We start from the raw sequence: 26,020 nt of genomic DNA, 5'->3' as shown, positions 1-26,020 counted from the left end.
CGGCCTTCGCCGACGCGTTTTCCGTAATAAAACTGCAACAGAACAAGCGCATACCGAGCGAAGTTCAACGGCTGTTCATATTCATGCAAGCTTTCCGCGCTCCTGCTCTCGCCACTATCGATGATGTTTGCGGAACATCCGCAGACGGATATGACGGAGCGCCTTTGAGATCGACCCCGGATTTCGCCGTTATCGTGCCCATGCACAATGAGGAAGCGAGTGTTGAAACGCTCGTGGCGGAGATCGTTGCCTCCTGCAAGCCGGTCGGCCCGTTCGAGATCATCGTGGTGGACGATGCCTCCTCCGACCGCACGGCGGATGTGGCGCTTTCGCTCGCCGGGCGTTTTCCCATGCTGCGGCTGGTTCGGCACGACCGTCAGGGCGGGCAATCGGCGGCGATCCACAGCGGCGTGCAGGCAGCGCGCGCGACCATCATCTGCATGCTTGATGGAGACGGGCAAAACCCGCCGGACAATCTGCCGGCACTTCTCGCACCGCTTCTTGCCGCCAATTCTGAGAGCCGGCTTGCGCTTGTGGCCGGCCAGCGTGTCGGCCGGCGCGATACGCTTGGAAAACGTCTTTCGTCGCGCTTCGCCAACGGCTTGAGGGCGCGGATATTGAAGGACGGCACTCGGGACACAGGCTGCGGCCTCAAGGCTTTCCGCCGCGATGCCTATCTCGCCTTGCCCTATTTCGATCACCACCACCGCTATTTTCCGGCGCTGTTCAATCGCGACGGCTGGCAGGTCGCCCATGTCGACGTCACGCACCGGGCGCGCCTGCATGGCAATTCCCATTACACCAATATCGGCCGCGCGCTTGTCGGCATCCACGATCTGATCGGCGTCGCCTGGCTGCTGCGTCGGCGCAAGCGGGCAAGCTGGGCCGAAACCTTCAAAACGGAGACATCGCCGTGAATGTACCGGCCTTATGGTCCATGCTGCATGTGAGCAGCTGGAAGGAATTTCTGTGGGTCTGCACCGGCTTCATGGGCCAGATGTTGTTCACCATGCGTTTTCTGGTTCAGTGGATTTCGTCGGAACGGGCGAACCGTTCGGTCATTCCCGTGGCCTTCTGGTATTTTTCCCTCGGCGGCGGTCTGGTGCTGCTGTTATACGCGATCTGGCGTCGCGATCCGGTTTTCATTATGGGGCAGGCATCCGGCCTCTTCATTTATGCCCGAAATCTCTGGCTGATCCATGCAGAACGCCGCCAGCATGCATGAGGGCGCAGTCCTGCCCCATGCGCAGGCGAGCGAGCAGCGGCAATGGATGACGCTTGCGCTTGCGGCAATCGTGCTCGTCACGGTGCTGCGCGTCCTCGGGCTTGCCTTCAACCGCACCGATCTTTTCGTCGATGAGGCGCAATATTGGCTGTGGGGCCGCGAGATGGCGTTCGGCGCCTATTCCAAGCCGCCGCTGATCGGCTGGATCATTCGCGCTGCCAGCATTCTGAGCGGCGGCGAGAGCACCTTCGATGTGCGGCTGGCCGCACCGATCATTCATGGTGTGGCGGCAGCGGGGATTCTTGCGCTTGGGCGCATGATATACGATGCAAAACTCGCTTCGCTGGCCGCTGTCGTCTATCTGACGCTGCCCGCCGTGACGCTCGGCAGCCTGTTGATCTCGACCGATACGCCGATGATGCTGTTCATCGTGCTGTCGATGATCTGTGCGCGCAAACTGGCGCAGGCGCGCGCCGCCGGCACATCTGCGACGCTCTGGAGTATCGCGCTCGGTCTCTGTTTCGGCCTCGGGCTGATGTCGAAATATGCGATGATCTATTTTCTGCCCTGCTTCATCGCCGCTGGATGGCTTTGCGTGGGCTGGCGCATCCGTTGGCGTGATGCCGGTATCGCGGCTCTTGTCTGCGCCGCCGTCATCGCTCCCAATCTGTGGTGGAACGCTGCGCATGATTTCATGACCGCGCGCCACACGGCGGATAATGCGAATTGGCATGGCATTCAGCTGAAAATCGGTCCGGCGCTCGAGTTTTTCTTCTCGCAGGCGGGCGTTGTCGGGCCGTTCGTTTTCGTCGGCATGATCATTGCGACGTTCCGGGCGAAAACCGCCGAAACCCGGGCGCTGGTCGCCCTTTCTGTGCCGATCGTGCTTCTGATTACCGCACAGGGGTTGATGTCGCGGGCGCTCGCCAACTGGGCGGTGGGGGCCTATGCGGCGGGTGTGCTTCTGGCGGTGCCGGTCCTGGCATCCCGGCGCTGGCTCACCGTTTCCACCCTTGTGCTCGGCGGTATCGTCGCTATCGCGCTGCCGCTGATGACGATCGCCGGAACGGAATTGCGCCTGCCGAGCGGCGAACTGGCGATGAAGCGTTATCTTGGCCGCTCGGAGCTGGTGTCGACCGGCTTCGCACGGGCACGAGAGGTTGGAGCGGATGCTATCGTTGCTTCCGATCGCTCCATTCTGGCCGAGCTTTTCTACCAGCTGCGGGACGAGAAGCGGATCATGCTGCGCGCGCTGCCCGAAACCGGCGTCCCTTCCAGCCACTATGCACTGCTCTACCCGCTAGAATCCGGCGAGGCGACAAATCCCGTGTTTCTGGCAACTGCTGATGGCCTGCCGTCTTGCCTTGCCGGCGAGACGCCGCTTTCGCGCTGGGTCGCCGGGCCGGGCTTTCTGGAAGGCAAGGAAATCGGGATCTGGCGGCTGCCGTCGCAATGCATTCCAGGGGCGGCCAATGGACAATGATCTTTCGCATATGCGGATCACGATCTGGGTGACATTGGCCACATTGGCGCTGGTCATCCTGTTCGCGACCTTCCCGTCCATCGATCTTGGCTTTTCCGCGTTGTTCTTTTCTCCTGATGGGAACCTGTGGTCCGGCCGCGAGCCGCTTCCCGAGTGGTTGCGGGATACGTTGCGCGAGGGAACGGAACTGGCAACTCTTCTGGCCTTCATCCTCCTGATCGGCAACCTCCGGCTCGGCTCCTTGCAACGCACCGGCTGGCGTGTCTGGGCCTTCCTCTGTGGACCTGTGGTTTTGTGTGCCGGACTTCTGGTGAACGGGGTGCTGAAGGCCAATGTCGGGCGCGCCCGGCCATTCAGCGTCAGCGATTTCGGCGGGCATCAGCTTTTCACGCCGCCTTTCCAGTTCAGCACGCAATGTTATTCGAACTGTTCGTTTTCCTCCGGGGAAACGGCGCTCATAGCCAGTTTTTTCCTGCCGCTTTGCGCGCTTGTCTGGCACCGCCTGCAATGGGGCGGGCGTCTTGTCATCGGCGGCACCACCGCCGGAGCCATCATCCTCATGTCGGGCCTGCGTATTGCCGCCGGCGGGCATTTCCTGAGTGATGTGGTGATGTCGGTACTATTTTCCGCGCTGACGACGCTGTTTCTTTATCGGGTGCTGGCGATTGCCCGTCACCGTCAGCTCTTCACCGGCGATGCCGTTACGGCCGATGCGACCAGCCTGTGGCGCAATGGCAGCCATGCTGTCCGCGCCCGTGTTCGGCGCTGGTGGCCGAAAATCAAGGCTGCGGCCACACGCCTGCAACGGCCTCCGGATGCGGGCGCGGCGTCTTCCTGAGCCGCAGTTAAGCGCGTTGCGGCTGATGCGGCCCCATATGGTTAGAATTTGATGGCGAACGTTGCGAATTATCTCGACGTCATCCTTGGGCTTGTCCCAAGGATCTAAACACGCCGATAAAATCAAGACGTTGCAGATCCTCGGGACAGGCCCGAGGATGACGGAGGAGTGGTTTTCGGATTTTGCCGCCATCCGGCACCTGCGTCCGGCAGACCGAGCTTGAAAATGCGCCTCCGTTTGCCCGGCCGCGCATTTCTCCCGTCCATAATCGATCCCGGTTCCCGGTTGGATAAACGGGACCGAGGGCGTATCAGTCGAACAGGCCGGAAACCGACTGTTCCTGCGCGGTGCGGTTGATCGCCTCGCCCAGAAGGCCGGCCGTGCTGATCACGCGGATATTGTGTGCGGACTGGACGCCGGTAGTGGGCTGGATGCTGTCGGTGATGACGAGTTCGCGCAGCTTCGAGGAGGCCACGCGGGCAACCGCGCCGCCGGAAAGCACACCATGCGTGATATAGGCGGTGACGCTGGTCGCGCCCTTTTTCAGCAGTGCTTCCGCCGCGTTGCAGAGCGTGCCGCCGGAATCGATGATATCGTCGATCAGGATGCAATCTTTTCCGGAAACATCGCCGATGACGTTCATGACTTCGGATTCGCCCGGACGATCGCGGCGTTTGTCGACGATTGCCAGCAGACAGTCCAGACGCTTCGACAGGGCGCGGGCGCGGACCACGCCGCCGACATCAGGCGAAACGACCATGACGTTGTTGGTGTCGTAGTGGTCCTTGATATCGCGGGCCAGAATGGGGGCTGCGAAGAGGTTGTCTGTCGGAATATCGAAAAAGCCCTGGATCTGACCGGCATGAAGATCGAGCGTCAATACGCGGTCAGCACCGGCTTCGGTGATCAGATTGGCGACGAGTTTGGCGGAAATCGGTGTGCGGGGGCCTGCCTTGCGGTCCTGACGGGCGTAACCGAAATAGGGGAGCACCGCCGTGATGCGCTTTGCCGAGGAGCGGCGCATGGCATCGATCATGATGAGCAGTTCCATCAGATGATCGTTTGCCGGAAACGATGTGGACTGGACGAGAAAAACGTCCTCGCCGCGCACGTTTTCACTGATTTCTACGAAAATTTCCTGGTCAGCAAACCGCTTTACGGTGGCATTTCCGAGAGGTACGTTGAGATACTTGCAGATCGCTTCGGCAAGGTGCCGGTTCGAATTGCCTGCGAAAACCTTCATTGCGGCCGCCTGTTTCCATGCAATCGCCTTGCGCCACGGGAAAGTGTTGCCGTAACCAAGCGTCGTTCAAGGGGAGGAACGTCCGGCTGCAAAACCTTTGCCGGACACACCTTGTTGCCATGCGCGCCTTAATAGCGTTGTTGCTTCCGATTGCAAGAGGACTCAGTGCTTTCGCAATGATTTTCATGAAATCTCTGTGACTTCTCCCGTCGTTTCATCTCATCCCCTGTGAGACTGCTTCCATGACGAATACTCGTTGAGTGTTTTTGCGGCGATATCCTGCATGACCCTGTCGGTCACGGCGGCCCATGGATCGCTGCCTTTGGCGGCCACCGCTTCCTGTCCCTGCAGGCGGTGAAGCCTGGTTCCATTGGCATCCAGAATGTCCCAGACGTAAACGACATTGACCTTGCCGCCATCGGCGAAGGCGGAGAAATATCCTTTCAGGATGTTGTCGGCCGAATTGTCGTTGGAGGCGCGGATGGTCAGACCCTTTGCCCGCGCTTCGGCACCCAGTTGCCGCGAAAGCGGCGTGACGGCCTGAACGGGCGCGCCGATGATCGGCAGGAAGCGGATGGAATTGCCGGAAGCGGCAGGCGCAAGTGCAGCCGTCTGCTGCGAGGGCGGCGGCTGACTGTTGCCGGGGGAGCGGGATTGGCCGGGAGACTGGTTCTGGCCAAGCGGCTCGCCATACTGGTTGCCGTTGGAAAGCGCCTGTGCCTGCGCCTGCAAGGAGTTCTGCGGCGCATAGGCGGGCACGGAAGATGCGGTTGCCGGCGCGCCCGCAGGCGCGCGGTCGGCTGCGGCGGCCATCTGGTCGAGATCGCCCTGCGTCACCGGTGTCGATTGCGAGCCATTGTGACCTACATTCACCTGCGGCGTCAGCGCCTCCGTGGTGTTGCAGGCCGACAGGGCCAGCACCAGCGCCGGAATGACGAGGAAAAACCCCGTCCGGCTCATGCGATGTTCTCTCTCATGTCCCGCTCCTTCTTGCCCAAGGTGGCGGCAATGTAGGGCTGGTTTTCCCGCTCTGTCAAACCCGGTGGCGATTTAAGCTGTGAGAAGATCGAGGCTGTGACGGGAGAGCGGCTCCGGCGCGCCGTCCGTGGTCAGATAGGTCCGGCCGAGTGTCATGGCTGTGCCGGAATCGGAATCCATCACGATCATGTGCACGAACAGCGTCATGTCGCGTGTGATCTCCTGCGGATTGCCGGCGTGGAACATCTGATGCTCCATCCAAGACGGGGAGAAACGCGCGCCCAGCGAATAACCACAGGAGTTCAGCCGGTGGCGGGTCAAGCCGCGTTCGTCCATGACGCGGGCATGCACGTCGAAGACATCGCCGAAGGTCTTGCCCGGCTGCAAAACGTCCTCGATGGCGGTGAGGTTTTGCAGGCAGGCGCTGTAAAGCTCCTTCTGGCGGAAATCCTGTTCGCCGATCACCACCGTGCGCATCATCGCGGCATGGTAATGGGCGCTGACACCGGCCCATTCCAGCGTCAGCTGATCCTTGGCATCCAGCCTGCGGCGACCGGCCTTGTAACGGCACAGCAGCGCATCTGCGCCGGAACCGATGATGAATTCATTGGCGGGATAATCGCCGCCGCCGGCCAGAACCGCACCCTGCATCGCCGCCAATATCGCGGCTTCGTCCGCGCCCGGCTTGATGAGTTCCAAAGCCGCGTCCAGAGCATCGTCGGCGAGCCTGCCTGCATTCTTCGCATAAGCGATCTCGGCGGGGCTTTTGGTGAGGCGCAGGTTGCTGACCAGATAGGAGGCGTCGATCATCTGGCAGAAGCTGGCGAGCTGATTATCCAGCAGGCGGGCGACGCGTCCGGTCATGCCGTGGGTGTCGTATTCCACGCCGATCTTGGCACCCAGGAGATCGAGATCGCTGAGGAGGTTTTTAAGATCGAGCGTCGGGTCGGCATTGGGCCGGTCGACCCAGATGAGAATATTGTCGATCGTCGAGGTGTTACGGGCCTGCCGCATGTCCGCCGAACGGGTTAGAAGCGTCATGGAGCCGTCCGATTTGACCACCAGCGTCTGGAAGAAGCAGTAGCCAAACGTGTCGTAACCGGTCAGCCAGTACATGCTCTCCTGGGCGAAAAGCAGAATGGCGTCCAGCTTCTCCTCGGTCATTTTGGCAATCAGCCGTTCGCGGCGGGCATCGAATTCCGAAAGCTCGAAATGCAGGGCCATGTCAGTCCTCCAGAATTGCGATTGCGGAAATCTGCCGCCCATAATCGGGTTCGGCCCGGTGGGTCGTGCGGCGGTAGGAGTAGAAGCGGTCCTCGTCGGGATAGGTGCAGAGGCCGAGGTTTTCCGCCCTCACGCCCGCGTTGACCAGACGATCCACCGTAAATTGCTTGAGGTCGAACAGCGCATGTCCGCCTTTGTCAGAGGCGGTGAAATAGGCCGCATAGGCGGGATCGAAATCGGTGAAGCGCGCCACATATTCCGGCCCGACTTCATAATTGGCCTGACTGATGGAGGGGCCGAGCGAGGCTGTGATGCGTTCGCGATTGGCGCCCAGTTTCCTCATGGTCTCGATGGTGTTTTCGAGCACGCCGAACAATGCGCCCTTCCAGCCGGCATGGGCGGCACCAACAACGCCCGCTTCGGCGTCAGCAAAAAGAATCGGGCCGCAATCGGCGCTCAGCACGCCGAGCACGAAACCCGGCGTCGCCGTCACCATCGCATCGGCCTGCGGGCGGCTGCCGTCATAGCTTTCATCGACCACGAGCACGTCGGGGGAATGGATCTGGTGCACGGTGGCAAGGCGTTCTGCCGAAACACCGAACCATTGCGTGACGCGACGGCGGTTTTCATGCACCAGCTCCGGTTCGTCTTTCGAGCCAAGGCCGACATTGAGGCCCTCGTAAAGCCCCTGCGAGACACCGCCCTGCCGGGTGAAAAAACCGTGGCGGACGCGGTTTTCACTCAAGGCGGCGAGCAGGGGGCTCTGGATCGGGAGCGGCAGCGTTTCGTTCTGCATGGTGCGGGAGTTCCTTGGAGAATGTCGCTGTTGCCAGTGGGATGCGTTAAGCAAGATGTTTCCTGGTGCCGCGGCGTTGCGCGACGTTTGTCTGATGCAGTGCGTCTGCTTCGTTCTGGGGCCGATGTTGGCCCAGAGGTGATTGCACTGTCAATCCACCGTGCGAAACGGCAGGAGATGGAGTGCGGGACTTGAAACGGCGATGACCTTGAAAAGTTCCCCCATCTTGCCGGCTCCTTCGCCGGCGAGGCGGTTGACTGCTTCGGCGATTTCAAGCGTCTGGTCGGGTGTCGCCTTGGCGGCAAGAGCGGCTGCCCGCTCCTTGAGGCCGAGACCATAGAGAAAGTCGCCTTGCCGCAGGGTGCCATTGACGTGCACGCCGGTTGCCTCGGCTGTCCTGACGAGGCTTTCGAAATCGACATGACTGGTCAGATCGGCTTGCCCTGGATGCGCAAGCGGCGGGTCGAAGGCGTGGTCGCGCATGGCCTGCAATGTGTCGCCAAATCCGGCGACCAGATGGCCGTAATCGATGGCGAGCGCCGTGCCGCCATATGCGGACAGGCGCTGGCAGATAGCCGTCATCACGGCCTCACGGGCGGGTGAAATCTCGAATATGGTGCCCAGCGGCTGCTGCTCGGGCAGGGGCGGCAGCAGTGACGGATCGATGCTGGCAAGCCCCGTCGAGAAGACGAGTTCGCCATTTGCATCGAGGCTGACGACGCGTTCGCGAAAACCCTGCGGCGTCCTGACGAATTGCCGGATGGGGATGGCGTCGAAAAGCTCGTTGGCGACGACAAGCAGGAAACCTTCCGGCACATCATCGAAACTTTCGTGCCACGCCAGCCGGCCGCCATGCGGGGCGAGCGTTTCTTTCTGGATGGTCGAAAGGCGAGGGCTGGTCTCCACCAGATGCACCCGCATCGTCTCGTAAAGAGGCGGGGCGATGCGGCGGATGACACGCAGCATGTCGGACATCATGGTGCCGCGGCCGGGACCGATTTCCACCAGCCGGGTCTCTGTGGGCGCGCCGTGCCGCTGCCAGGCATGGACCACGAAAACGCCGAGCATTTCGCCGAAAAGCTGGCTGACCTCCGGCGCGGTGATGAAATCGCCCGAACGGCCGAAGGGTTCTCTGCTCCGGTAATAACCGTGCTCAGGATCGGCGAGGCAAAGCGAGAAGAAATCGGTGACGCTGAGCGGACCGTTGAGCCGGATAAGGGATTTGATGCGTTGCGCAAGCGGTGTCGTCATGGCAGGTCATACCGCTTAGGCGCTTTGTTTCGTGCGGCGTGCACGCAGGACCGCCCAGAGGCCCAGAAGGAACATCGGCGTCGAGAGCACCATGCCCATGGTCAGCCAGTTGCCGGCGAGATAACCGATCTGGGCATCCGGCTCACGGAAGAATTCCACGAAGATACGCGACAGCGCATAACCGCAGACGAAGATGCCGGTGACGATGCCGGGTGTTTTCAGCGCCTTGAAGGCGTAGATGGCCACCGCCAGAATGGCGACGAGCACGACGCCTTCGAGGCCCGCTTCGTAAAGCTGGCTCGGGTGTCGCGCAAACGGACCGCCGGTCGGGAACACGACCGCCCAGGGAACGTCGGCGATACGGCCCCACAATTCGCCATTGATGAAATTGGCGATGCGGCCGAACAGCAGGCCGATGGGCGCGACGGCTGCGACGACGTCGAACATGCTCCAGACCGGGATGCCGTTCTTGCGGGCAAAGAGGATCATGGCGGCGGTCGTGCCGATCAGTCCGCCATGGAACGACATGCCGCCGTTCCATATTTCGAGCGCCCTTATGGGATTGGCGGCGACGGCGCCAAGATCGTAAAACAGGATGTAGCCGATACGCCCGCCAAGCACGATGCCGCCGGCCGCCCACAGGATGAAATCGTCAAGATGCTGCACAGAGATCGGGGACGTATCGTTTGGCCAAAGGCGAGCCGTCAGCGTAAGGCGGCGGGCATAAAACCAGCCGAGCATGATACCGGCGACATAGGCGATGCCATACCAGTGGATCGCCAAGGGCCCGATGGACAGGGCAATCGGATCGATGTTCGGAAATGGCATGATGGCAAGTTGGGTGGGAGCGGCTAACAATCCGTATATTCCGTCATCGTTGCTGGGCGGACAACGGAATGATCCATTGCCTCAAAGGGGCCGGGCGATGATGCTCACCGGTCTCCCTGACGCCAAGGAAAATGGCGATTGCCGCAGCGGCGGTCAAGGTGATTCTTTGGGAGGGGCTTCGAGACGCGGAAGGCCATCGCCACGGCTTGCGATTTTTCGATTTCGCTTGCAAGGCGGCTGTCGAGTGCCTACCTGAAAGGCATCAACAGCAGGGAAGGAATGCTCCCTGAACCGACGAAGGAACAGCGCCATGAGCACGACAGGCACCAATCGTATTCTGGATGAATTCGCCAAGCTGATGACCGATGCGGCGGGCGCGGCGCAGGGCGTGCGCAAGGAAGCGGAAGCGGCCTTTCATGCGCAGACGGACCGCTGGCTGAACAGTCTGGACGTGGTACGCCGCGAGGAATTCGAGGCCGTGCGCGAAATGGCCATCAAGGCGCGCGATGAAAACGATGCGCTGCGCGCCCGCATCGAGGCTCTGGAAGCGAAGCTTTCGGCCGCCAAGGACTGATTCTGTAGCGCTTTTTCCTGACCGGTCCCGGATCGCTTGCGATTCCGGGACTTTTTGTTTGTGGGTCATGTGGCCCGAAATTATTCCCGGTCGATCCGGATCGGCCTCTATCGTTAATTTTTTGAGGCCTGTGGACACTGCCAAAAAACGCAATTGCCAGAGTCGGTTATGTATCTCGCCTGAGGTGATGGGGGAGAAGATATCCACTGCTCAAAAAGCAAAAATGGCGCCTGAGGGGTGGCAGCAGGACTCGGCCATTATACACTGATTTTAAATGATGATTCGAAACGAACCTGGTAAGCTCCACACAGGGTGAATGTGTTAACTCTGTTGGTGTCGGGCAATCGTCTCAAGTATTGAATCCGGTTTGTGTGTGCGTTTTGTGCCCGGCGTTCAAAACAGAACATCCATACCGGATGAGAAGGTGCCGCATGAGCCTGATAGAATTTGAAATTGAGCGCCAGTCCAATCCCGTGGACATGATCGAGATTGTCGCCGCCTCGAACGACTGGTCGTTCGAGCGTTCCGGCGAAGACGAGATCGCCATGACGGTGGCTGGCCATTGGGCCGATTATCACGTTTCCTTTTCGTGGATGGAAGACTTCGAGGCGCTGCATCTGGCCTGTGCCTTCGACATCAAGGTGCCCGACCAGCGCGTCAATGAAGTCATTCGCCTGCTGTCGCAGGTCAACGGCCAGGTGCTGATGGGTCACTTCGATCTGTGGCGGCAGGAAGACGTGGTGATCTTCCGCCAGTCCCTGCTTCTGGCTGGTGGCGCCGAACCGAACAACCAGCAGGTGGAAGTGCTGCTTTCCAGCGCGCTTGAGGCTTGCGAACAATATTATCAGGCATTCCAGTTCGTCGTCTGGTCGGGACTGGATGCGAAAAGTGCAATTGAAGCGGTCATGTTCGAGACCGTCGGAGAAGCTTGAGCATGGTCTACAAGGCTTCCGGTCCGCTCGTCCTCGTGGGAGCGGGCAATATGGGCGGCGCTCTGCTTTCGGGCTGGCTGAAAAAAGGCGTGGCGGGATCGCAGGTGGTCGTTATCGATCCGCGTCCCTCCGATGCCATGCGCGCGACGATTGCGGAGGCCGGCGCCATGCATAGCGAAAGCGTGCCTGCTGGCGTCAAGGCTGGCATTCTTTTCGTGGCGGTAAAGCCGCAGATGATGGAGGCCGTACTGCCTTCTCTCAAGCCCTTGCTGGGTTCAGATACCGTCGTCGTTTCGATCGCGGCCGGTACCACCATCGGGACTTTCCTCTCGCATTTCGGTGCGGTTGCCGCCGTACGGGCGATGCCGAACACACCCGCCATGGTGGGTCGCGGTGTGACGGGGGCCTATGCCAATGAGTTGGTGACGCCGGCGCTCAAAGCCGTGGTGGACGGGTTGCTGAAGGTCAGCGGTCCGGTCGAATGGGTGGAAACCGAAAGCGATATCGACGCGGTGACAGCGGTTTCGGGAAGTGGCCCGGCCTATGTTTTCTATCTGGTGGAATGCATGGCGGAAGCCGGCCGCAAGGCGGGTCTGCCGGCTGACATAGCCATGCGCCTGGCGCGCGAAACCGTGGCCGGTGCGGGCGAGCTGCTGCATCAGTCCCCAGACGAGGCGGCGCGCCTGCGCCAGAACGTGACCTCACCGGGCGGCACGACGGCCGCCGCACTTTCAGTGCTGATGGCCGAAGACGGCATGCAGCCCCTGTTCGACAAGGCGATCGCTGCGGCGAAAAAACGCGCCGAAGAACTGGCTGGTTGAAGCGGGTTGGCAGGAGCGGGACATGAGCGGTGAAATTTCCTATGCCGATTTCGAGAAGGTCGATATTCGCGTCGGCACTATTGTCGAAGCGGAGCCTTTTCCGGAAGCGCGCAAGCCTGCAATCAAGGTGAAGATCGATTTCGGACCGGAGATCGGCATCAAGAAATCTTCGGCGCAAATCACGGTGCATTATACGCCGGAAAGCCTTGTCGGTCGGCAAGTGCTGGGCGTGGTGAATTTTCCGCCGCGTCAGATCGGCCCGTTCCGTTCCGAGGTTCTGACGCTGGGTTTTGCCGACGGCAACGGCGACATCGTGCTTGCCGCCGTCGAGCGGCCGGTGCCGAACGGCGAGAAGATGTGCTGAGAGAGCACCTCTTTCCGCTCTACCTTTTGGTTTGAATACCGGATTTTCCGAAGACTGCGCTACGCTTCCGGTCCGGTGTTCTACGCCGGTATTTTCACGACCACCCGCAATCCGCCCATCGGGCTGTCGTGCAGCGACACGTCGCCGCCATGACTGCGGGCGATGTCGCGGACGATGGAGAGGCCGAGCCCCGTGCCCGAGGCGTTTAGGTTGCGCGCCTCGTCCAGCCGGAAGAACGGCTTGAAGACATCTTCCCGTGCCGTTTCCGGAATGCCCGGCCCGTCATCATCGAAGGTCATGACGATGGAGCGCGGCGCCTTGCGGATGTCGACATGGAGTTTGCCGGCATAGCGCCGTGCATTCTCCGCCAGATTGGCGACGAGGCGGGAGAGGGCGTTGGGACGCGCGATGATCCGTTCGATATTATAAAGCTCGTAGCTGAATTTCTTGCCGTGCAACTCGAAATCATGGTCGATTTTTTCCAGAAGCTCCGGAAGCTCCAGCGTGCCGACATCCTCCTCGACATCGGTGCGGGCAAAGGTGAGATAGGCCTCCAGCATCGACTGCATGTCCTCGACATCCTTGTCCAGACCCTCGATGTCCGGATTGTCACCCGCCAGGGCAAGTTGCAGCTTGAAGCGGGTGAGGATGGTGCGCAGGTCATGGCTGACGCCGTTCAGCATGGCGGTGCGCTGTTCCATTTGCCGCTCGATGCGTTCGCGCATCAATATGAAGGCGAGACCGGCCCGCCGCACTTCGTCCGCGCCGCGTGGGGAATAGGCGCTGATCCTCTGGCCCTTGCCGAAATCCTCGGCTGCCTTGGCAAGCGCCTCGATGGGCTTGATCTGTCCGCGCAGGAACAGGATGGAAATGGCGATCAGGACCAGCGATGCGCCAACCATCCAGACAAGGAAGATATGGGTGTTGGAGGCATAGGCCGCGCTGCGGCTGGTGAAGACGCGCAGCGTCTTGTCCTCAAGCTGGACGCGGATTTCGACCAGCGAACCATTGCCATAGGTATCGATCCAGAACGGCCGGCCGATTTGCTGGGTCAGCTGACTGGCGAGGATCGTATCCAGAATGGAAAATAATGGCTCGGGCCTGGGGGCCGGTAAATCCGCCTTCGGTTCGATATAGACGCTGAGACCCAGCTTCTCGCGGGCGATGCGGATAACGCGCTGATAGTCGTCTTCTTCCTCATCGGTTTGCAGAAGCTCGATGATCGCGGCGATATCGCGCGTCACGGCGGAGGAGAGGCGCTCCGTCACCAGCTGCCAGTGGCGCTCCATGAAGACGGCGGCGACGATGCCCTGAAGCAGGATCATCGGCAGGATGATGATAAGCAGTGAACGTGTGTAAAGCCCGGTGGGCAGCCAGTGGCGAAGCGATCTGCCGAACATGCGCCAAGCCTTCGCTATGCCGCTTCTTTTAACCGTGCTCAGAAAATCGAGGCTCGCCATGCCGTCAGCCCGCCTTTCGTTGGTGCTTGTGTCAGTCCACGCTCAGCCGGTAGCCGATGCCGCGTACCGTTTGCAGATAGACCGGGTTGGCAGGGTCGTCCTCGATCTTGCGGCGAAGGCGGTTGATCTGCACGTCGATGGTTCTTTCGCCCACTTCCGATTCCGCTTCGACCAGTTCGTGCCGTGGAATGGTGTCGCCGGCGCGCAGCGCAAAAAGCAGCATGATCTCCTGTTCGCGATCCGTCAGGCGGATCGTTTCAGGGCCGCGTCGCAATTCCTTTTTGGGAATGGAGAAGCTGTAGGGGCCGAACATGATCTGCTCGATCTTGGGCGTATCGGGCGAGGTGTTGCGCCGCAGGATATTGTTGATGCGCAGGACAAGCTCGCGCGGATCGAACGGCTTGGCGAGATAATCATCCGCGCCGGCCTCCAGCCCCTCGATGCGGGAATCCGCTTCCGAGCGGGCGGTCAGGAGAATGACCGGCACGGACTTGTTCTCGTTCAGCGAGCGGGTGAGCGAAAGCCCGTTTTCCCCGGGCATCATGACATCGAGAATAAGGAGGTCGAAACGGATGCCGATCATCTTGCGCCGGGCTTCGGCCGCATCTGCGGCGACGGTAATGCGGTATCCCTTGTCGCTCAGAAAGCGTTGCAGAAGATTGCGAATGCGGGCGTCGTCATCGACGATCAGCAGGTGGGCAGCATCGTCATCCGTCGGTGGAAGCTTTGTCGTCGCTGTGGCCATCGTCATTCACCTTCCGCCGGTGCCGGGCTGCGCATCTGTGCCAGAAACTGACGGATGCAGGCGCGGGCGTCGGGTCCAAGCCCTTCCAGCGCGCGGTCGATCCGCCGCGATTGCGGCTCGCTCAGCGCCAGCGCCAGTTCGCGCCCCGTCAGCGTCGGATAGAGCCTGCGCTGTCGGCGGTCTTCGGGGCCTGCCATCTGGCGGATATAACCGTCGTCGATCAATTGCTTGAGTACGCGGGCAAGGCTCTGTTTGGTAATCTGCAGGGTGTCGAGCAGATCCGCCACCGTCATGCCGGGCTGCCTGCTGACGAAATAGACCACTCGGTGGTGCGCCCGTCCATATTCCAGTTTCGAAAGAATGACATCGGGATCGGAGACGAAATCGCGATAGGCGAAAAACAGCGCCTCTATCGTGTCGAAGTCGATCTTGCCGTCGTCAACCTTCGGGAGTGCTGGCTTCGGAAGTGCCGGTGTCTGCCTGGTGGCTGCGGTTTTGAGCGATTGCGGTGGCACTGCGGTTCCTTCATATTCTGCGGCTGACATACGTCGATGCGCCAATATTCTGTAAACATAGCCGAAAATGCGTCCGCTCGGGAGAATGCCGCTGATCATTTTCTGTTGCGGTGGATAATATGCTGCGGGTGCCGGTGCAACTGGAAACCTGAGTGGCCTTACCGCAAATAGAAAAGAGCGCGGCAAGCCCGCGCTCTTCATTGGTTTGATGCCGTCGTCATCGATCCGACGGTGAGAATACCGGTTGCCTCTACTGATAGACGTAGACGATCCGGTGCGTCGATGGTTCGACCAGAACCGGCACGTCGTTCACCCGGACATAACGATACTGGTAGTCCGGAATTTCGACGAGCCGTGTATCGGAGGGCAGGGTGCTGCCGACGACCACATCGCCATCGAAGGTGATGGTGTCCGCAGGGTGCTCATCCATGTAAGTTATCACCGATTCCGGTGGAGTAATGTCCACATCGCCGACACGACCGAGGTTCGGGTCGCCGGGATTGGGTTCGGCCTGCACGCTCGACGTTTTCTCGTATGTCACAACCGGCACGCTGAGTTCCGTGCGGCGCTCCTCGAGAATGACGGGAGAGCCTTCATACAGGACGTTCAGGTACTCGGCGTGCGCCCAGCCACGCAGACCGTTGACCTGAATGCGGCACCAGCTGCTGCCTTCCATGCAGCCATCCAGAACCGCATTGCTGCCGCGGGTGGCAAGCCCGACTTCGGGGTAATCTTCACCGGGGCCTGAGCGAATGGAAACATCCGATGCGGTGGTGGCGACCATGGCGGCGTTTGCAAAACCGGCCATCAGGGCGAAAGCGCCGCCAGCCATGAGCATTTTTAGCGTCTTGTCCATGTGTCTCACTCCTTTCAAGACTGGAACTAAAACGTGATAGCCACCCGGGCGTTCCACATTTTTCGGGAAAACTCACTATCCCGGCCGAAATATTTCCATTATCTCATTGAATTTTATCGATTTTTTAAAGATGACTGAGGTTCCTGAAAAGCAACACCTTTTCCGTCGCCATTGTGCCGGAACCGGTCGCAGGCTATAGGAGGCCAGATTGTCAGACAGGGAGACGCGGGATATGGGAAAATTGCAGGCGGGCATTATTCCGGTCACGCCGTTCGAGCAGAACTGCACCATTCTCTTCGATGAGGACACGAAGGAAGGCGTCGTCGTCGATCCCGGTGGGGATGTGGATGTCATTCTTCAGGTGGTTTCCGAAAACGGTATCACGCTCAAGGAAATCTGGCTGACGCACGGCCATCTCGACCACGCCGGCGGTGCCAAAGAACTGCGCGAGAAGCTCTCGCTGCCGGTGATCGGCCCGCATGAGGACGACCGGCCGCTGCTCGAGAGGATCGAGACGCAGGCCGAAAAATACGGCATCAGCGGTCTTCAGAACGTTTTGCCGGACAAATGGCTGAATGAGGGCGACAGGGTTTCCTTCGGGGAGCATGTGTTTGAGGTCTACCATTGCCCGGGCCATGCCCCTGGCCACGTCATCTATTATAATCGCGACCAGCAATTCGCCCATGTCGGCGACGTCCTGTTTGTCGGTTCGGTGGGGCGCACGGACCTTCCCGGCGGAAACCATGAGCAATTGATGGCGTCCATTCGCGACAAGCTGCTGCCGCTCGGCGATGAGGTCGGTTTTATTTGCGGCCATGGCCCCGGAGGTCGGCTGGGCGAAGAGCGGCGGACCAACCTCTATCTCAAGGGAATCTGAGTTTCCGGCGCATATGATGCGGATCGACCAGACACAAAAAAACCCGGCATTCCTGCCGGGCTTCAACTAGAAATGAAAGTCGTTATAGGGTTAGCCAGCAATCTGCAGATTGACTGCTTTCGGGCCCTTGCCGCGACGATCCGGTTCCGTGTCGAAGCTCACTTTCTGATTTTCTGAAAGTCCGGACAGGCCGGAAGCCTGTACAGCAGAGATGTGAACAAAGATATCAGCGCCACCATTGTCTGGCTTGATGAAGCCGAAGCCTTTGTCTGTGTTGAAGAATTTTACGGTGCCAGTTTCGGCCATGCATCAGGTCCTTTTCGCTCCGCCCGCGTTCAGCTACAGGCAGCATTACAGTTTTGCCCCGCAAGGGCGTTGGCAGGCAGTTCTTGACTATTGAGAAAAAGGACCTTCACAGCGGGAAGTAATGGCGTTCTCATCCAACGTTTTTCGTCCCACCGCCCGAGGTTTATAGCGTCCCCGGTGCGCAAAATTATAGGCCTTCCCATGCTCGCAAATTGCCCGAACGGCGGTAGATTGCTGCGTTTATAGAAAATTGGCAAGCAAAAGTTTTCGCGGGCTTTTTGTCAGATAAAAACCTGCGGTAGAATTAACGTGCGTAGTCGCACATTTTTTCTGCATATTTGGTAATTGATGAAATAATTGCCGGTCGCGTTCGGTTTTCGCGGTAAAATTTTGAATGCGGGGGCGAGATTTTTCCTGAAAAGAGAAAAATCGGTTCTTTCGCCTCAGGTCGTTCCAGCGATGGTTTTCTGCCGCTTGCGCGCCAGTTCCGGCACCAGTTCCACGATCAATATGGCGACGAAAATGATCACGCAGCCGATATAACCGGCGCTGGAGATGGTTTCTTTCAGAAACACAGACGCCAGCAAAGCGCCGAAAAGCGCCTCTGACGAGAGAAATATCGCAGCCTGCGGCGCCGTTGTATAACGCTGGGCAACGACCTGCAGGACGAAGGCGAGCCCTGAAGATACGAGGCCGACATAGAGAATTTCCGCCAGCGATCCCTCTATGGACGCCATGCTGATGGGTTCGACCGCAAGGCCGATCATGCAACTCAGGAGAGAGCAAATTGCGAACTGGGTGCAGGAAAGCGCCAGTGGCCGCCCGCTCTCGGAGACAAAGCGTCCAGCGAGCGTGATCTGGATCGCCCAGAAGAAGGCGCAGATGATGCTGAGAATATCGCCCCGTGTCAGCGTCTCGAACGCACCGCCGGAAAGCAGGAATATGCCGCCTAGCATCATCAGGGCGCAGGGCCAGATGATCCAGTGGGGATGGCGCCGGTAAAGGACGACGGCGATAACGGGCACGAAGATGACGTAAAGCCCGGTCAGGAAGCTGGAATTGGTGACGGTCGTGGTCAAAAGCCCGACCTGCTGGGTGGTGGCGCCGCCGAACAGCGCGAGGCCCACGAGGATGAAGCCGCCGATTTCCTGGCGGCGCGGCGCAGACTTTTTCGAACGGGTTTCCATCATGGCGAATGGCGCCACGGCGATTGCGGCAATGGCGAAACGCAGGCCGACGAACCAGAACGGGCCGATCGAGGCCATGGCGGAGGATTGTGCGACGAAGCCGCCTCCCCAAATTGCTGCGGCGAGCAGAAGCAGCATATTGGCCTGAATACGCGTCATGATTGGCACCAGCACAGCGGGGCCAGGGGGATCACTCCGTCGCGGCCCTGGCAATTCGGGGATTTTTTGAAATGTCGAACCACGATTTTAGGACGACGGTTTCCCGGGTGCTTTAGCAGCAACATGCCGACGCCGCAAGTCGAGGACAGCGCCGCTTATTTGTAGCGGCGGGCCTCGTCCTTCAGGCTTCTTCGGGTGAGTATCAGACCACCGATGCCGAGGCCTATGAAGGCCGCGACCGAAAAGACGATGAGCAGCAGGTGCCCGCCTGCCTGCGAGGTTGCCGCCACCTGCGGAATGGCGGATGTGTGCAGGGTGTCGACCGCCTGAATGGCGGCATCGGCCGAGGTCGCGATCCCGGCGGCCATGGTGACGACGACAAGAAAGGCTGCAATTGCCATCCAGAGAGAAAACAGCGTTCTTTGCGTCCTTAACCTTTCAACCGAAGTCCTGTCGTTGGTAAACATGGCGATCGCCTCTTGTCGCTGTTGTCGAAGGACAAAAGAGGCTTCGAAATGGACGGCTTGGAGACCGAATTCAGGCGTTCCGCAGCATTTATTGCGGCGATATTGTGGCGGAGCCGGTTGCGGGCCTGTTTCGCTCTAAAAGGGCGTCAAAGGCCGCGTTTTCCAAAGGTTCTGATCTGGCGCGGGGTATGCGGCTCTGCGGATCGTTCTTCCCGCACAAATGCCGGTGACGTTGCGCTCCTGTCCGACCTTGGCAGAGGGGAGAAATAGCCGCTGCCGAGTTCCGGAAAACGTGTGTCGAAACTTGTCGGCGCGAGTTCAGGTTTTGCCAGCGCGTAACCCTGCATCAGCAGGACGCCGACTTCCTCGCAGATATCCACCTGCCAGCCGGTTTCCAGCCCTTCGAACACCGGCTCTATTCCATCGTCACGGAACTGGCTGACGATGACGCGCAGAAGGGCGGCGCCCGCCGAATTCTGCATGAAATCGCGCACCCAGCCCGCTTCGAATTTCACATAGTCGGGCTTGATGAGCTTCACCCGGTCAATGTCGGAATCGCCGGCACCATAATCATCCAGCGCCACGCGAAAGCCGATGTCATGCATATGGTAGGCGAAGTCGGCCACCATCTGCGTGTCGGACGCTTTTTTCTCCGAGATTTCGCAGACGATGCGGTCCGCCGTCATGCCGGCCTCGTGGGCGGTAAGGCGCATGCGCTCTACCTCCTGGCGCATCTTGGCCGGCGTCTGGAACAGGCCCGGATGGAAGTTGACGAAGATGCGGGCGCGGGACCGATTGAGCCTGCCGGTATTGAGAATGTGGATCGTGCGCAGGATGCTGTCGATATTCTCGATATCGTCCGGCTCCACCAGCGAGAAAAATTCACCCGGCGTTACCGGCTCGCCGTTGCGGTGGGGACGCACCAGACCCTCGAAGGAATCGATGTCGAGTGTGCCGTTCATCGTTCGGCGAAAGATGGGCTGCAGGGCAGATTTCAGGTTGAAGGTGCTGTAGGCCGTGGACCATGTGCCATCGACCTCACGGACAAGACTGGAAAAGATGCTTTTAGGCGCCATTTTTCCACCAGCTATAGAGAGACGACCTCTAGCTGATGATTTTAGCGCATCAAGCGTTACTTCCGGGTTAAGGAAGGTTTAAATTCTTCTCCATGCCACATATGCTGCTTTTGACCTTGAAAGACCGCCTGTCTTTCGACATAGAAAATGCCGCAGAAGACAAGTTTTCCTGCCTCTGCCGATGTCAACCACAACAGGACCGATTAAAAATGGCCTTCCTTGCCGACATTCTCTCCCGCGTAAAGCCATCCGCCACCATCGCCGTTACCCAGAAAGCCCGCGAGCTTAAAGCGAAGGGCCGCGATGTGATCAGCCTTGGCGCCGGCGAGCCGGATTTCGATACGCCTGAAAACATCAAGGAAGCCGCCATCGACGCCATCAAGCGCGGCGAAACGAAGTACACGCCCGTTTCCGGCATTCCGGAACTGCGCAAGGCCATCGCCGACAAGTTCAAGCGCGAAAACGGCCTGGACTACAAGCCGGAGCAGACGATCGTCGGCACCGGCGGCAAGCAGATCCTTTTTAACGCCTTCATGGCCACCCTCAACCCGGGTGACGAAGTCGTCATTCCCGCACCTTACTGGGTCAGCTATCCGGAAATGGTCGCCATTTGCGGCGGTACGCCGGTTTTCGTCGACACCACGCTTGAAGACAATTTCAAGCTGAAGCCGGAAGCGCTTGAAAAGGCGATTACGCCGAAGACCAAGTGGTTCGTTTTCAACTCGCCTTCCAACCCGTCCGGCGCTGCCTATTCGCATGACGAGCTGAAGGCGTTGACGGACGTGCTGGTCAAGCATCCGCATGTCTGGGTGTTGACGGATGACATGTACGAGCACCTGACCTATGGCGATTTCAAATTCGTCACGCCGGTCGAGGTTGAGCCTTCGCTCTATGACCGAACGCTGACGATGAACGGCGTTTCCAAGGCCTATGCCATGACCGGCTGGCGTATCGGCTATGCGGCCGGCCCGCTGCCGCTCATCAAGGCCATGGACATGATCCAGGGCCAGCAGACCTCGGGCGCCAGCTCGATTGCGCAATGGGCGGCTGTCGAAGCGCTGAACGGCACGCAGGATTTCATTCCGGCCAACAAGAAGATTTTCGAAGGCCGTCGTGATCTCGTCGTCTCCATGCTCAACCAGGCCAAGGGCATCAATTGCCCGGCACCGGAAGGCGCATTCTACGTCTATCCGTCCTGCGCCGGCATGATCGGCAAGACCGCGCCGTCGGGCAAGGTCATCGAAACGGATGTGGATTTCGTCTCCGAGCTTCTGGAAGCCGAAGGCGTCGCCGTCGTGCAGGGATCGGCTTTCGGCCTCGGCCCGAACTTCCGCATTTCCTACGCCACTTCGGAAGAGCTGCTTGAAGAAGCCTGCAAGCGCATCCAGCGCTTCTGCGCCGATTGCCGCTGATCGGTTGATACGATCTTGAAGGAAGCCCGGCAGCGATGCCGGGCTTTTTTGTTTCAAAGTCCCGCAAGCTCTCTGCCGTCATGCTCGGACCTGTCCCGAGCATCTGCAACGCCAGATTTATTTGGATGTGATTAGATCCCTGGGACAAGCCCAAGGATGACGTTGTGCGGGAGGGCAGCGTTGTCATCACCCTCGGCCCGGCAGCTTACCGGGCTTTTTAAAGCCCGAGAAACAACAGCATAATGAAGGTGGCGAAGAGGATGAAATGCGTCATCCCCTCGATCGCGTTGGTTTCGCCGTCATTTAAATTGATGGCGGCCGCGATGAGGGTGATGAAGACCATGACGGTCTGGACCGGTGTCATCGCCATCACGAATGGCTGGCCGGTGTAAAGCGCGATGCCCTCCATCACCGGCACCGTCAGGATTACCGTTGAGAGCGAGGCGCCCATGGCGATATTGACCACGGCCTGCATGCGGTTGCGCAATGCGGACCTGAGTGCGGTCAGGATTTCCGGCGATGCAGAGATCGTCGCGACCACCACTGCCATCAGCGCTGGTGGCGCGCTTGTGCCTTCGAGGCTCTCGCTTAAGAAGGCGGCCATGAATTCCGCCAGCACGCCGATCAGCACCACGCCTGCGATGATGAGACCGATGGAGAGGGATGCGCTGCCTTCCTCTCCCTCTTCTTCCGCATGGCTGTCGGATGGTTGACCATCCGGGCGCGCCTTGCGCGGATAGGCGTAGCTGAAGAAATAGCTGTGTGTGCCGACCTGCATTTTGAGAAACAGGGCATAAAGCGCGATCATGGCGACGATGGTGAAGGCGGAATAGACGTGCCAGCTTTGATCGGGAATGAATTCCGGCACGATCATCGAGATGCCCATGGCGGTGAGGATCATGACGCCGTAGGTCTTGCCGGAATCGTCATTATAGGGCTGCTCGCCGTGGCGAAGGCCGCCGAGCAGGGCGGCCAGGCCCAGAATGCCGTTGATGTCGATCATCACGGCGGAATAGATCGTGTCGCGCACCAGGGTCGGCGAACTGGATTCGCTCATGATGATGGCGAGGATCAGCACTTCCACCGCCACCGCCGAGAGTGTCAGGATCATCGTGCCATAGGGGTCGCCGACTTTGGTCGCCAGGATTTCGGCGTGATGCGCAACCCGCACCGACACCAGAATGATCATGCCGATGAGCGCGATCGCAGCAATGAGCGAGGCCGTTTTGCCGGCCTCGAATACTGCATGTTCGGCCATGTAGGCGACGATCGCCGCAGGTATGGCCAGGAGCAGCATGCGCTCCTGTTTCAAAATAGACCCCACCATCGATTTCCCCTCTCCTGACAATGTGAGGCTGTGACGTATCGTCGTGAAGATCAAGCAGGATTTGCGCTTGAGTGCTTTTGGTAGGATAGTGATGTCGTCTGGACATGCTGCTCGTGCCGCGGTGTCCCCCTCGGGTGCAATGCTTGAAGCGCGGTTGTGGTTGCCATGTCACCTACTGAAACAGGAGGAACATGCATGACCAAAGTGGTATATGAAATCGTCGAACATGACGGGGGCTTCGCTTACCGCATGAACGGCGCTTATTCCGAAACATTTCCGTCCTATGCCGATGCCGTCGAGGCCGCGCGCATCGTTGCCGCCGAACAGCAGGTGGGCGGCGATGACGAGGAAATCAGCTATCAGGACGAGCGCGGCCAGTGGCATGAAGAATATAGCCAGGGCGGCGATCGGCCGGAGGCGGAGGTGGTCGACAAGGTTTCGCCTCCCGCCAGGCCGTTTTGATGAAGGGTTTCAGCATTTCCGGTGAAAACGGCATCATCCTCCATGCTTCGCCGGTTTGTTTCATGCAAGTGCGGACGCAAGGTCGCGCGGCATCGATGGCGCAATGACGTCAGCGCCGTTGTGGCGGTGCGCCCGGATCGGTTTCCTTGAGATGGGCCTTGAGGCCTTCGACAAGGGCGCTGAACAGGGCACGGCATCGCGGCGAGGTCTTGAGATTTTCATGCATCGCGACCCAGGTGTGCAGCGGGATGTCGATTTTCGGAAGGACCTGGACAAGCCGAGGGTCCTTGCGCGCCAGACCGATCTGACAGACGCCGATGCCCGCGCTGGCGCGGATCATGGCAAGCTGAGCAAGATTGCTATCGGCGCGGATTGCAAAGGAAATTTCTTCCGTGTCCGGTATCTCCGGATCGATTGAACGCATGCGCTGCACGGCCGCGCGAATGAAGGGCGTCTTGCGGTCGAAACCGATGAGGCGATGATCTTCAAGGTCGCCCATGTCTTTCGGAGTGCCGGCTTTCGCCAGATAGTCGCGCGTCGCGTGAAATCCCAGACGGAAATTGCCGATATAACGCATCACGATCGCATCCTGCTGCGGTTCGGTCATGCGAATGGCGATATCGGCCTCGCGCCGCAAAAGATCTTCCAGCGAATCGGAGAGCGAAAGCTCGATTTCAAGCCGGGGATGAACCTCCTGCATGGCCGTAATGATCGGCGGCAGCATTTCCACGCCGATGATATCCGAGGCGCTGATGCGCACCGTGCCTTCGATCTTGCCGACTTCGCCGGAGGCGGCGCGCATGAGGGCTGAGGCCGTCGCTGCCAGATTTTCCGCATAGGGCCGGAGCGCCAGTGCGGCTTCCGTCGGCATCAACCCGTGCGGCGAGCGGATGAACAGCGGAAAGCCAACGGTTTCTTCCAGCGCGCTGATGTGGCGCCCAGCCGTCGGCTGGGTGATGCCGAGTTCGCGGGCAGCGGCGGAAAGCGAGCCGTCACGCAGCACGCTGAGGAAGGTCCGGTAAAAATCCCAACTGACATTGCGGCTTTTGAACATAAGATTTTGTATAGCTGTTCCACTTATTTCGACAATTTCGTATATCGCCTGATGGGTCGATACTCCAGCCCACAGGAAGGAGTGACCACCATGATATATGAAAATCAGGCAAATACAGCAGGGAATGACCAGCCTCTAGCCTTGATCATCGGGGCGAATGGCGGTGTCGGCAGCCATGTTTCGAAGATGCTGCTGCAGCGCGGCTGGCGGGTGAGGGCGATGACACGACAACCGGTGTCGACCGACGCCACCGATGGCGTCGAGCGTGTGACTGGTGACGCCATGAACCGGCAGGATGTGGTGACGGCGGCAAACGGCGCCAAGCTCATCGTCCATGCGGTCAATCCTCCGGGATATCGCAACTGGGACAAACAGGTGTTGCCGATGCTTGACAACACCATTGCCGCCGCCGAGGCCTGCGGGGCGAGGATCGTGTTTCCGGGCAGCGTCTATAATTTCGGCTCTGACGCTTTTCCGCTCTTGACGGAGGACAGTCCGCAAAGGCCTTTCACCCGCAAGGGCGTCCTGCGCGTGGAAATGGAGCGGCGGCTGAAAATGGCGTCGATGCGCGGCGTGCCCGTGCTGATCGTCCGTGCCGGGGATTTTTTCGGCCCGGATGCGAAAAACAACTGGTTTTCGCAGATGCTGGTGCGGCCGGGCAAGCCGGTCCGCAGCGTTCAGAACCCGGCACATCCCCACGCGGGGCATCAATGGGCCTATCTGCCTGATGTTGCGGAGACGATCGGACGGCTGCTTGATCGCTCGGACGAGCTTCAGACTTTTGCCGTCTACCACATGGAGGGTGTCTGGGATTTCGACGGGTTGGAACTGGTCGCGGCAATCGAGCGCGTGGTGGGCCATCCGGTCAAGATGCGGCAGCTTTCCTGGTGGGCCATGGGGCTGGCCGCGCCTTTCATGCCATTGTTCCGTGAAGTCCTGGAAATGAAATATCTCTGGCAGATGCCGATCCGGATGAGCAATCGCAAGCTTGTGGATTTTCTCGGGGCGGAACCGCAAACGCCGATCGATGTTGCGGTAGCGGCGACACTGGCGAGCCTCGGCTGCCTTGAACAGGTGCCGCAACCGGCGAACCTTCGTCGTCCGGCCGATGCCGGGAGTAGGGTGTGATGGTGACAACGGTGAATGGATTGTCCCGCATGTTTGCAGCGATTTCGGCAAGCGTGCCGGTGCTGATTTTCGCGCAGGTGCTGCTGGCCGGACTGTCGATCTATTATGACGGATCGCTGCTTTCGATCCATAAGGGGCTTGGCATTTTCATTGCCACTCCCATCGTGTCGCTGGTGGTCTTTGCCTTGCGCTACGATAACCTCCGGCCGAACCTTGGCCGCGCATTGGTGCTGCTCGGCCTCTACTGTCTTCAGGTGGCGCTGATGAGCATCGGCCGGGAAACGGGCAATGGCTTTTTGCAGGCGCTGCATGTCGCCAATGCGTTCGTCATGGGCGCATTTTCCGATTTTGCCGCGCGGCAGGCGCGAAGCCTGCGTTAAAACAGCGAAACGCCGCACCGCTGTGGAGCGGTGCGGCGTTTTGGATTTATCA

General features: G+C 59.7%; 29 protein-coding genes. 13 read left to right on the top strand and 16 right to left on the bottom strand.

The features are described 5' to 3' along the window. Nucleotides 1–77: 77 nt before the first annotated feature. From RS75_RS07825 to RS75_RS07810, 4 genes are read left to right on the top strand one after another with little or no spacing between them, the layout of a single operon-like run. The gene (locus tag RS75_RS07825; RefSeq protein ID WP_045019193.1) at nucleotides 78–917 is read left to right on the top strand and encodes a glycosyltransferase family 2 protein; all 840 of its coding nucleotides are present in this window, start codon (nucleotides 78–80) and stop codon (nucleotides 915–917) included. Between the two features lie 20 nt (nucleotides 918–937). Further along, on the top strand, nucleotides 938–1,225 hold the full coding sequence (locus tag RS75_RS07820) for a lipid-A-disaccharide synthase N-terminal domain-containing protein (protein ID WP_045018997.1): 288 nt from the start codon (nucleotides 938–940) through the stop codon (nucleotides 1,223–1,225). After that, a complete protein-coding gene (locus tag RS75_RS07815) occupies nucleotides 1,200–2,708 on the top strand; it encodes an ArnT family glycosyltransferase (protein WP_045018996.1) in 1,509 nt (502 codons plus the stop codon). The genes RS75_RS07820 and RS75_RS07815 overlap by 26 nt, the downstream gene beginning before the upstream one ends. After that, nucleotides 2,698–3,546, top strand: a complete 849-nt coding sequence (locus RS75_RS07810) for a phosphatase PAP2 family protein (protein WP_045018994.1) — start codon at nucleotides 2,698–2,700, stop codon at nucleotides 3,544–3,546. Before RS75_RS07815 ends, RS75_RS07810 begins: the two co-directional genes overlap by 11 nt. A gap of 310 nt (nucleotides 3,547–3,856) precedes the next feature. On the opposite strand, the gene RS75_RS07805 is transcribed toward RS75_RS07810, so the two are convergent. The 6 genes from RS75_RS07805 to lgt all read right to left on the bottom strand — a co-directional run bounded on the left by RS75_RS07805 (nucleotide 3,857) and on the right by lgt (nucleotide 9,866). Further along, nucleotides 3,857–4,789, bottom strand: coding sequence for a ribose-phosphate pyrophosphokinase (locus tag RS75_RS07805; RefSeq protein WP_045018991.1), 933 nt, complete (start codon nucleotides 4,787–4,789; stop codon nucleotides 3,857–3,859). Between the two features lie 219 nt (nucleotides 4,790–5,008). Further along, complete coding sequence (locus RS75_RS07800; protein ID WP_045018990.1) at nucleotides 5,009–5,749, bottom strand: hypothetical protein; 741 nt, start codon at nucleotides 5,747–5,749, stop codon at nucleotides 5,009–5,011. A 90-nt stretch (nucleotides 5,750–5,839) separates the two neighbouring features. Next, on the bottom strand, nucleotides 5,840–6,991 hold the full coding sequence (locus RS75_RS07795; protein WP_045018988.1) for a M24 family metallopeptidase: 1,152 nt from the start codon (nucleotides 6,989–6,991) through the stop codon (nucleotides 5,840–5,842). 1 nt (nucleotide 6,992) lies between these two features. After that, on the bottom strand, nucleotides 6,993–7,787 hold the full coding sequence (gene pgeF, locus RS75_RS07790; protein WP_045018986.1) for a peptidoglycan editing factor PgeF: 795 nt from the start codon (nucleotides 7,785–7,787) through the stop codon (nucleotides 6,993–6,995). A 150-nt stretch (nucleotides 7,788–7,937) separates the two neighbouring features. Further along, on the bottom strand, nucleotides 7,938–9,038 hold the full coding sequence (locus RS75_RS07785; RefSeq protein ID WP_045018984.1) for a class I SAM-dependent methyltransferase: 1,101 nt from the start codon (nucleotides 9,036–9,038) through the stop codon (nucleotides 7,938–7,940). Nucleotides 9,039–9,053: 15 nt separating this feature from the next. Next, nucleotides 9,054–9,866, bottom strand: a complete 813-nt coding sequence (lgt, locus tag RS75_RS07780; RefSeq protein WP_045018982.1) for a prolipoprotein diacylglyceryl transferase — start codon at nucleotides 9,864–9,866, stop codon at nucleotides 9,054–9,056. Between the two features lie 310 nt (nucleotides 9,867–10,176). Here lgt and RS75_RS07775 point away from each other — a divergent pair, with 310 nt between their 5' ends. The 4 genes from RS75_RS07775 (at nucleotide 10,177) to RS75_RS07760 (ending at nucleotide 12,557) form a co-directional block, all read left to right on the top strand. Further along, complete coding sequence (locus tag RS75_RS07775; RefSeq protein WP_045018979.1) at nucleotides 10,177–10,440, top strand: accessory factor UbiK family protein; 264 nt, start codon at nucleotides 10,177–10,179, stop codon at nucleotides 10,438–10,440. A gap of 431 nt (nucleotides 10,441–10,871) precedes the next feature. Next, a complete protein-coding gene (locus RS75_RS07770; RefSeq protein WP_006311131.1) occupies nucleotides 10,872–11,372 on the top strand; it encodes a type III secretion system chaperone family protein in 501 nt (166 codons plus the stop codon). A 2-nt stretch (nucleotides 11,373–11,374) separates the two neighbouring features. After that, complete coding sequence (gene proC, locus RS75_RS07765) at nucleotides 11,375–12,193, top strand: pyrroline-5-carboxylate reductase (RefSeq protein WP_045018977.1); 819 nt, start codon at nucleotides 11,375–11,377, stop codon at nucleotides 12,191–12,193. Nucleotides 12,194–12,215: 22 nt separating this feature from the next. Further along, nucleotides 12,216–12,557, top strand: a complete 342-nt coding sequence (locus RS75_RS07760; RefSeq protein WP_045018976.1) for a tRNA-binding protein — start codon at nucleotides 12,216–12,218, stop codon at nucleotides 12,555–12,557. A gap of 80 nt (nucleotides 12,558–12,637) precedes the next feature. On the opposite strand, the gene RS75_RS07755 is transcribed toward RS75_RS07760, so the two are convergent. The 4 genes from RS75_RS07755 to RS75_RS07740 all read right to left on the bottom strand — a co-directional run bounded on the left by RS75_RS07755 (nucleotide 12,638) and on the right by RS75_RS07740 (nucleotide 16,133). Continuing rightward, entirely contained in the window at nucleotides 12,638–14,017 is a 1,380-nt protein-coding gene (locus tag RS75_RS07755; RefSeq protein WP_045018974.1) for an ATP-binding protein, read from the bottom strand. A 31-nt stretch (nucleotides 14,018–14,048) separates the two neighbouring features. After that, complete coding sequence (locus RS75_RS07750; protein WP_045019192.1) at nucleotides 14,049–14,762, bottom strand: response regulator; 714 nt, start codon at nucleotides 14,760–14,762, stop codon at nucleotides 14,049–14,051. Nucleotides 14,763–14,764: 2 nt separating this feature from the next. Further along, the gene (locus RS75_RS07745; protein ID WP_045019191.1) at nucleotides 14,765–15,307 is read right to left on the bottom strand and encodes a MarR family winged helix-turn-helix transcriptional regulator; all 543 of its coding nucleotides are present in this window, start codon (nucleotides 15,305–15,307) and stop codon (nucleotides 14,765–14,767) included. Nucleotides 15,308–15,527: 220 nt separating this feature from the next. Then, the gene (locus RS75_RS07740; RefSeq protein WP_045018972.1) at nucleotides 15,528–16,133 is read right to left on the bottom strand and encodes a DUF1236 domain-containing protein; all 606 of its coding nucleotides are present in this window, start codon (nucleotides 16,131–16,133) and stop codon (nucleotides 15,528–15,530) included. A 232-nt stretch (nucleotides 16,134–16,365) separates the two neighbouring features. Between RS75_RS07740 and RS75_RS07735 the strand changes: the two genes are divergently transcribed. After that, on the top strand, nucleotides 16,366–17,010 hold the full coding sequence (locus tag RS75_RS07735; protein ID WP_045018971.1) for an MBL fold metallo-hydrolase: 645 nt from the start codon (nucleotides 16,366–16,368) through the stop codon (nucleotides 17,008–17,010). Nucleotides 17,011–17,100: 90 nt separating this feature from the next. On the opposite strand, the gene RS75_RS07730 is transcribed toward RS75_RS07735, so the two are convergent. The 4 genes from RS75_RS07730 to RS75_RS07715 form a co-directional block, all read right to left on the bottom strand. Beyond that, the gene (locus RS75_RS07730) at nucleotides 17,101–17,316 is read right to left on the bottom strand and encodes a cold-shock protein (RefSeq protein ID WP_003494703.1); all 216 of its coding nucleotides are present in this window, start codon (nucleotides 17,314–17,316) and stop codon (nucleotides 17,101–17,103) included. Nucleotides 17,317–17,759: 443 nt separating this feature from the next. Beyond that, complete coding sequence (locus tag RS75_RS07725) at nucleotides 17,760–18,662, bottom strand: DMT family transporter (RefSeq protein WP_045018970.1); 903 nt, start codon at nucleotides 18,660–18,662, stop codon at nucleotides 17,760–17,762. A 155-nt stretch (nucleotides 18,663–18,817) separates the two neighbouring features. Continuing rightward, on the bottom strand, nucleotides 18,818–19,129 hold the full coding sequence (locus RS75_RS07720; RefSeq protein WP_084686591.1) for a hypothetical protein: 312 nt from the start codon (nucleotides 19,127–19,129) through the stop codon (nucleotides 18,818–18,820). 146 nt (nucleotides 19,130–19,275) lie between these two features. Continuing rightward, nucleotides 19,276–20,205, bottom strand: coding sequence for an EAL domain-containing protein (locus RS75_RS07715; protein ID WP_045018966.1), 930 nt, complete (start codon nucleotides 20,203–20,205; stop codon nucleotides 19,276–19,278). A gap of 209 nt (nucleotides 20,206–20,414) precedes the next feature. On the opposite strand from RS75_RS07715, the gene RS75_RS07710 reads away from it, so the two are divergent. Next, the gene (locus RS75_RS07710) at nucleotides 20,415–21,617 is read left to right on the top strand and encodes a pyridoxal phosphate-dependent aminotransferase (RefSeq protein ID WP_045019190.1); all 1,203 of its coding nucleotides are present in this window, start codon (nucleotides 20,415–20,417) and stop codon (nucleotides 21,615–21,617) included. 217 nt (nucleotides 21,618–21,834) lie between these two features. Here the strand turns inward: RS75_RS07710 and RS75_RS07705 are convergent, their stop codons facing one another. Further along, entirely contained in the window at nucleotides 21,835–22,944 is a 1,110-nt protein-coding gene (locus RS75_RS07705) for a calcium:proton antiporter (RefSeq protein WP_045018965.1), read from the bottom strand. Between the two features lie 195 nt (nucleotides 22,945–23,139). On the opposite strand from RS75_RS07705, the gene RS75_RS07700 reads away from it, so the two are divergent. Then, on the top strand, nucleotides 23,140–23,406 hold the full coding sequence (locus RS75_RS07700; RefSeq protein WP_045018964.1) for a DUF2188 domain-containing protein: 267 nt from the start codon (nucleotides 23,140–23,142) through the stop codon (nucleotides 23,404–23,406). A 109-nt stretch (nucleotides 23,407–23,515) separates the two neighbouring features. On the opposite strand, the gene RS75_RS07695 is transcribed toward RS75_RS07700, so the two are convergent. Next, nucleotides 23,516–24,460 (bottom strand): LysR family transcriptional regulator, encoded by a 945-nt coding sequence (locus tag RS75_RS07695; RefSeq protein ID WP_045018963.1) that lies wholly within the window; start codon nucleotides 24,458–24,460, stop codon nucleotides 23,516–23,518. A gap of 90 nt (nucleotides 24,461–24,550) precedes the next feature. On the opposite strand from RS75_RS07695, the gene RS75_RS07690 reads away from it, so the two are divergent. Together RS75_RS07690 and RS75_RS07685 are read left to right on the top strand one after the other, a co-directional pair. After that, nucleotides 24,551–25,588, top strand: coding sequence for an NAD-dependent epimerase/dehydratase family protein (locus tag RS75_RS07690; protein ID WP_045018962.1), 1,038 nt, complete (start codon nucleotides 24,551–24,553; stop codon nucleotides 25,586–25,588). Continuing rightward, nucleotides 25,588–25,968: a DUF6220 domain-containing protein gene (locus RS75_RS07685; protein WP_045018961.1), complete on the top strand. Its 381-nt coding sequence runs from the start codon at nucleotides 25,588–25,590 to the stop codon at nucleotides 25,966–25,968. The genes RS75_RS07690 and RS75_RS07685 overlap by 1 nt, the downstream gene beginning before the upstream one ends. Nucleotides 25,969–26,020 lie beyond the last annotated feature (52 nt).

This window comes from Rhizobium nepotum 39/7 (genome assembly GCF_000949865.1).
Taxonomy (GTDB): Bacteria; Pseudomonadota; Alphaproteobacteria; order Rhizobiales; family Rhizobiaceae; genus Agrobacterium; species Agrobacterium nepotum.
The sequence above is the reverse complement of the archived record's forward strand: the minus strand, read 5'-3'. Positions and strand labels throughout refer to the sequence as shown.

Coding starts and splice junctions, on each gene's coding strand:
- RS75_RS07820 (WP_045018997.1), top strand. CDS start 938: ATGCTGCATGTGAGCAGCTGGAAGGAATTTCTGTGGGTCTGCACCGGC.
- RS75_RS07815 (WP_045018996.1), top strand. CDS start 1,200: ATGCAGAACGCCGCCAGCATGCATGAGGGCGCAGTCCTGCCCCATGCG.
- RS75_RS07810 (WP_045018994.1), top strand. CDS start 2,698: ATGGACAATGATCTTTCGCATATGCGGATCACGATCTGGGTGACATTG.
- RS75_RS07805 (WP_045018991.1), bottom strand. CDS start 4,789: ATGAAGGTTTTCGCAGGCAATTCGAACCGGCACCTTGCCGAAGCGATC.
- RS75_RS07800 (WP_045018990.1), bottom strand. CDS start 5,749: ATGAGCCGGACGGGGTTTTTCCTCGTCATTCCGGCGCTGGTGCTGGCC.
- RS75_RS07795 (WP_045018988.1), bottom strand. CDS start 6,991: ATGGCCCTGCATTTCGAGCTTTCGGAATTCGATGCCCGCCGCGAACGG.
- pgeF (WP_045018986.1), bottom strand. CDS start 7,787: ATGCAGAACGAAACGCTGCCGCTCCCGATCCAGAGCCCCCTGCTCGCC.
- RS75_RS07785 (WP_045018984.1), bottom strand. CDS start 9,038: ATGACGACACCGCTTGCGCAACGCATCAAATCCCTTATCCGGCTCAAC.
- lgt (WP_045018982.1), bottom strand. CDS start 9,866: ATGCCATTTCCGAACATCGATCCGATTGCCCTGTCCATCGGGCCCTTG.
- RS75_RS07775 (WP_045018979.1), top strand. CDS start 10,177: ATGAGCACGACAGGCACCAATCGTATTCTGGATGAATTCGCCAAGCTG.
- RS75_RS07770 (WP_006311131.1), top strand. CDS start 10,872: ATGAGCCTGATAGAATTTGAAATTGAGCGCCAGTCCAATCCCGTGGAC.
- proC (WP_045018977.1), top strand. CDS start 11,375: ATGGTCTACAAGGCTTCCGGTCCGCTCGTCCTCGTGGGAGCGGGCAAT.
- RS75_RS07760 (WP_045018976.1), top strand. CDS start 12,216: ATGAGCGGTGAAATTTCCTATGCCGATTTCGAGAAGGTCGATATTCGC.
- RS75_RS07755 (WP_045018974.1), bottom strand. CDS start 14,017: ATGGCGAGCCTCGATTTTCTGAGCACGGTTAAAAGAAGCGGCATAGCG.
- RS75_RS07750 (WP_045019192.1), bottom strand. CDS start 14,762: ATGGCCACAGCGACGACAAAGCTTCCACCGACGGATGACGATGCTGCC.
- RS75_RS07745 (WP_045019191.1), bottom strand. CDS start 15,307: ATGTCAGCCGCAGAATATGAAGGAACCGCAGTGCCACCGCAATCGCTC.
- RS75_RS07740 (WP_045018972.1), bottom strand. CDS start 16,133: ATGGACAAGACGCTAAAAATGCTCATGGCTGGCGGCGCTTTCGCCCTG.
- RS75_RS07735 (WP_045018971.1), top strand. CDS start 16,366: ATGGGAAAATTGCAGGCGGGCATTATTCCGGTCACGCCGTTCGAGCAG.
- RS75_RS07730 (WP_003494703.1), bottom strand. CDS start 17,316: ATGGCCGAAACTGGCACCGTAAAATTCTTCAACACAGACAAAGGCTTC.
- RS75_RS07725 (WP_045018970.1), bottom strand. CDS start 18,662: ATGACGCGTATTCAGGCCAATATGCTGCTTCTGCTCGCCGCAGCAATT.
- RS75_RS07720 (WP_084686591.1), bottom strand. CDS start 19,129: ATGTTTACCAACGACAGGACTTCGGTTGAAAGGTTAAGGACGCAAAGA.
- RS75_RS07715 (WP_045018966.1), bottom strand. CDS start 20,205: ATGGCGCCTAAAAGCATCTTTTCCAGTCTTGTCCGTGAGGTCGATGGC.
- RS75_RS07710 (WP_045019190.1), top strand. CDS start 20,415: ATGGCCTTCCTTGCCGACATTCTCTCCCGCGTAAAGCCATCCGCCACC.
- RS75_RS07705 (WP_045018965.1), bottom strand. CDS start 22,944: ATGGTGGGGTCTATTTTGAAACAGGAGCGCATGCTGCTCCTGGCCATA.
- RS75_RS07700 (WP_045018964.1), top strand. CDS start 23,140: ATGACCAAAGTGGTATATGAAATCGTCGAACATGACGGGGGCTTCGCT.
- RS75_RS07695 (WP_045018963.1), bottom strand. CDS start 24,460: ATGTTCAAAAGCCGCAATGTCAGTTGGGATTTTTACCGGACCTTCCTC.
- RS75_RS07690 (WP_045018962.1), top strand. CDS start 24,551: ATGATATATGAAAATCAGGCAAATACAGCAGGGAATGACCAGCCTCTA.
- RS75_RS07685 (WP_045018961.1), top strand. CDS start 25,588: ATGGTGACAACGGTGAATGGATTGTCCCGCATGTTTGCAGCGATTTCG.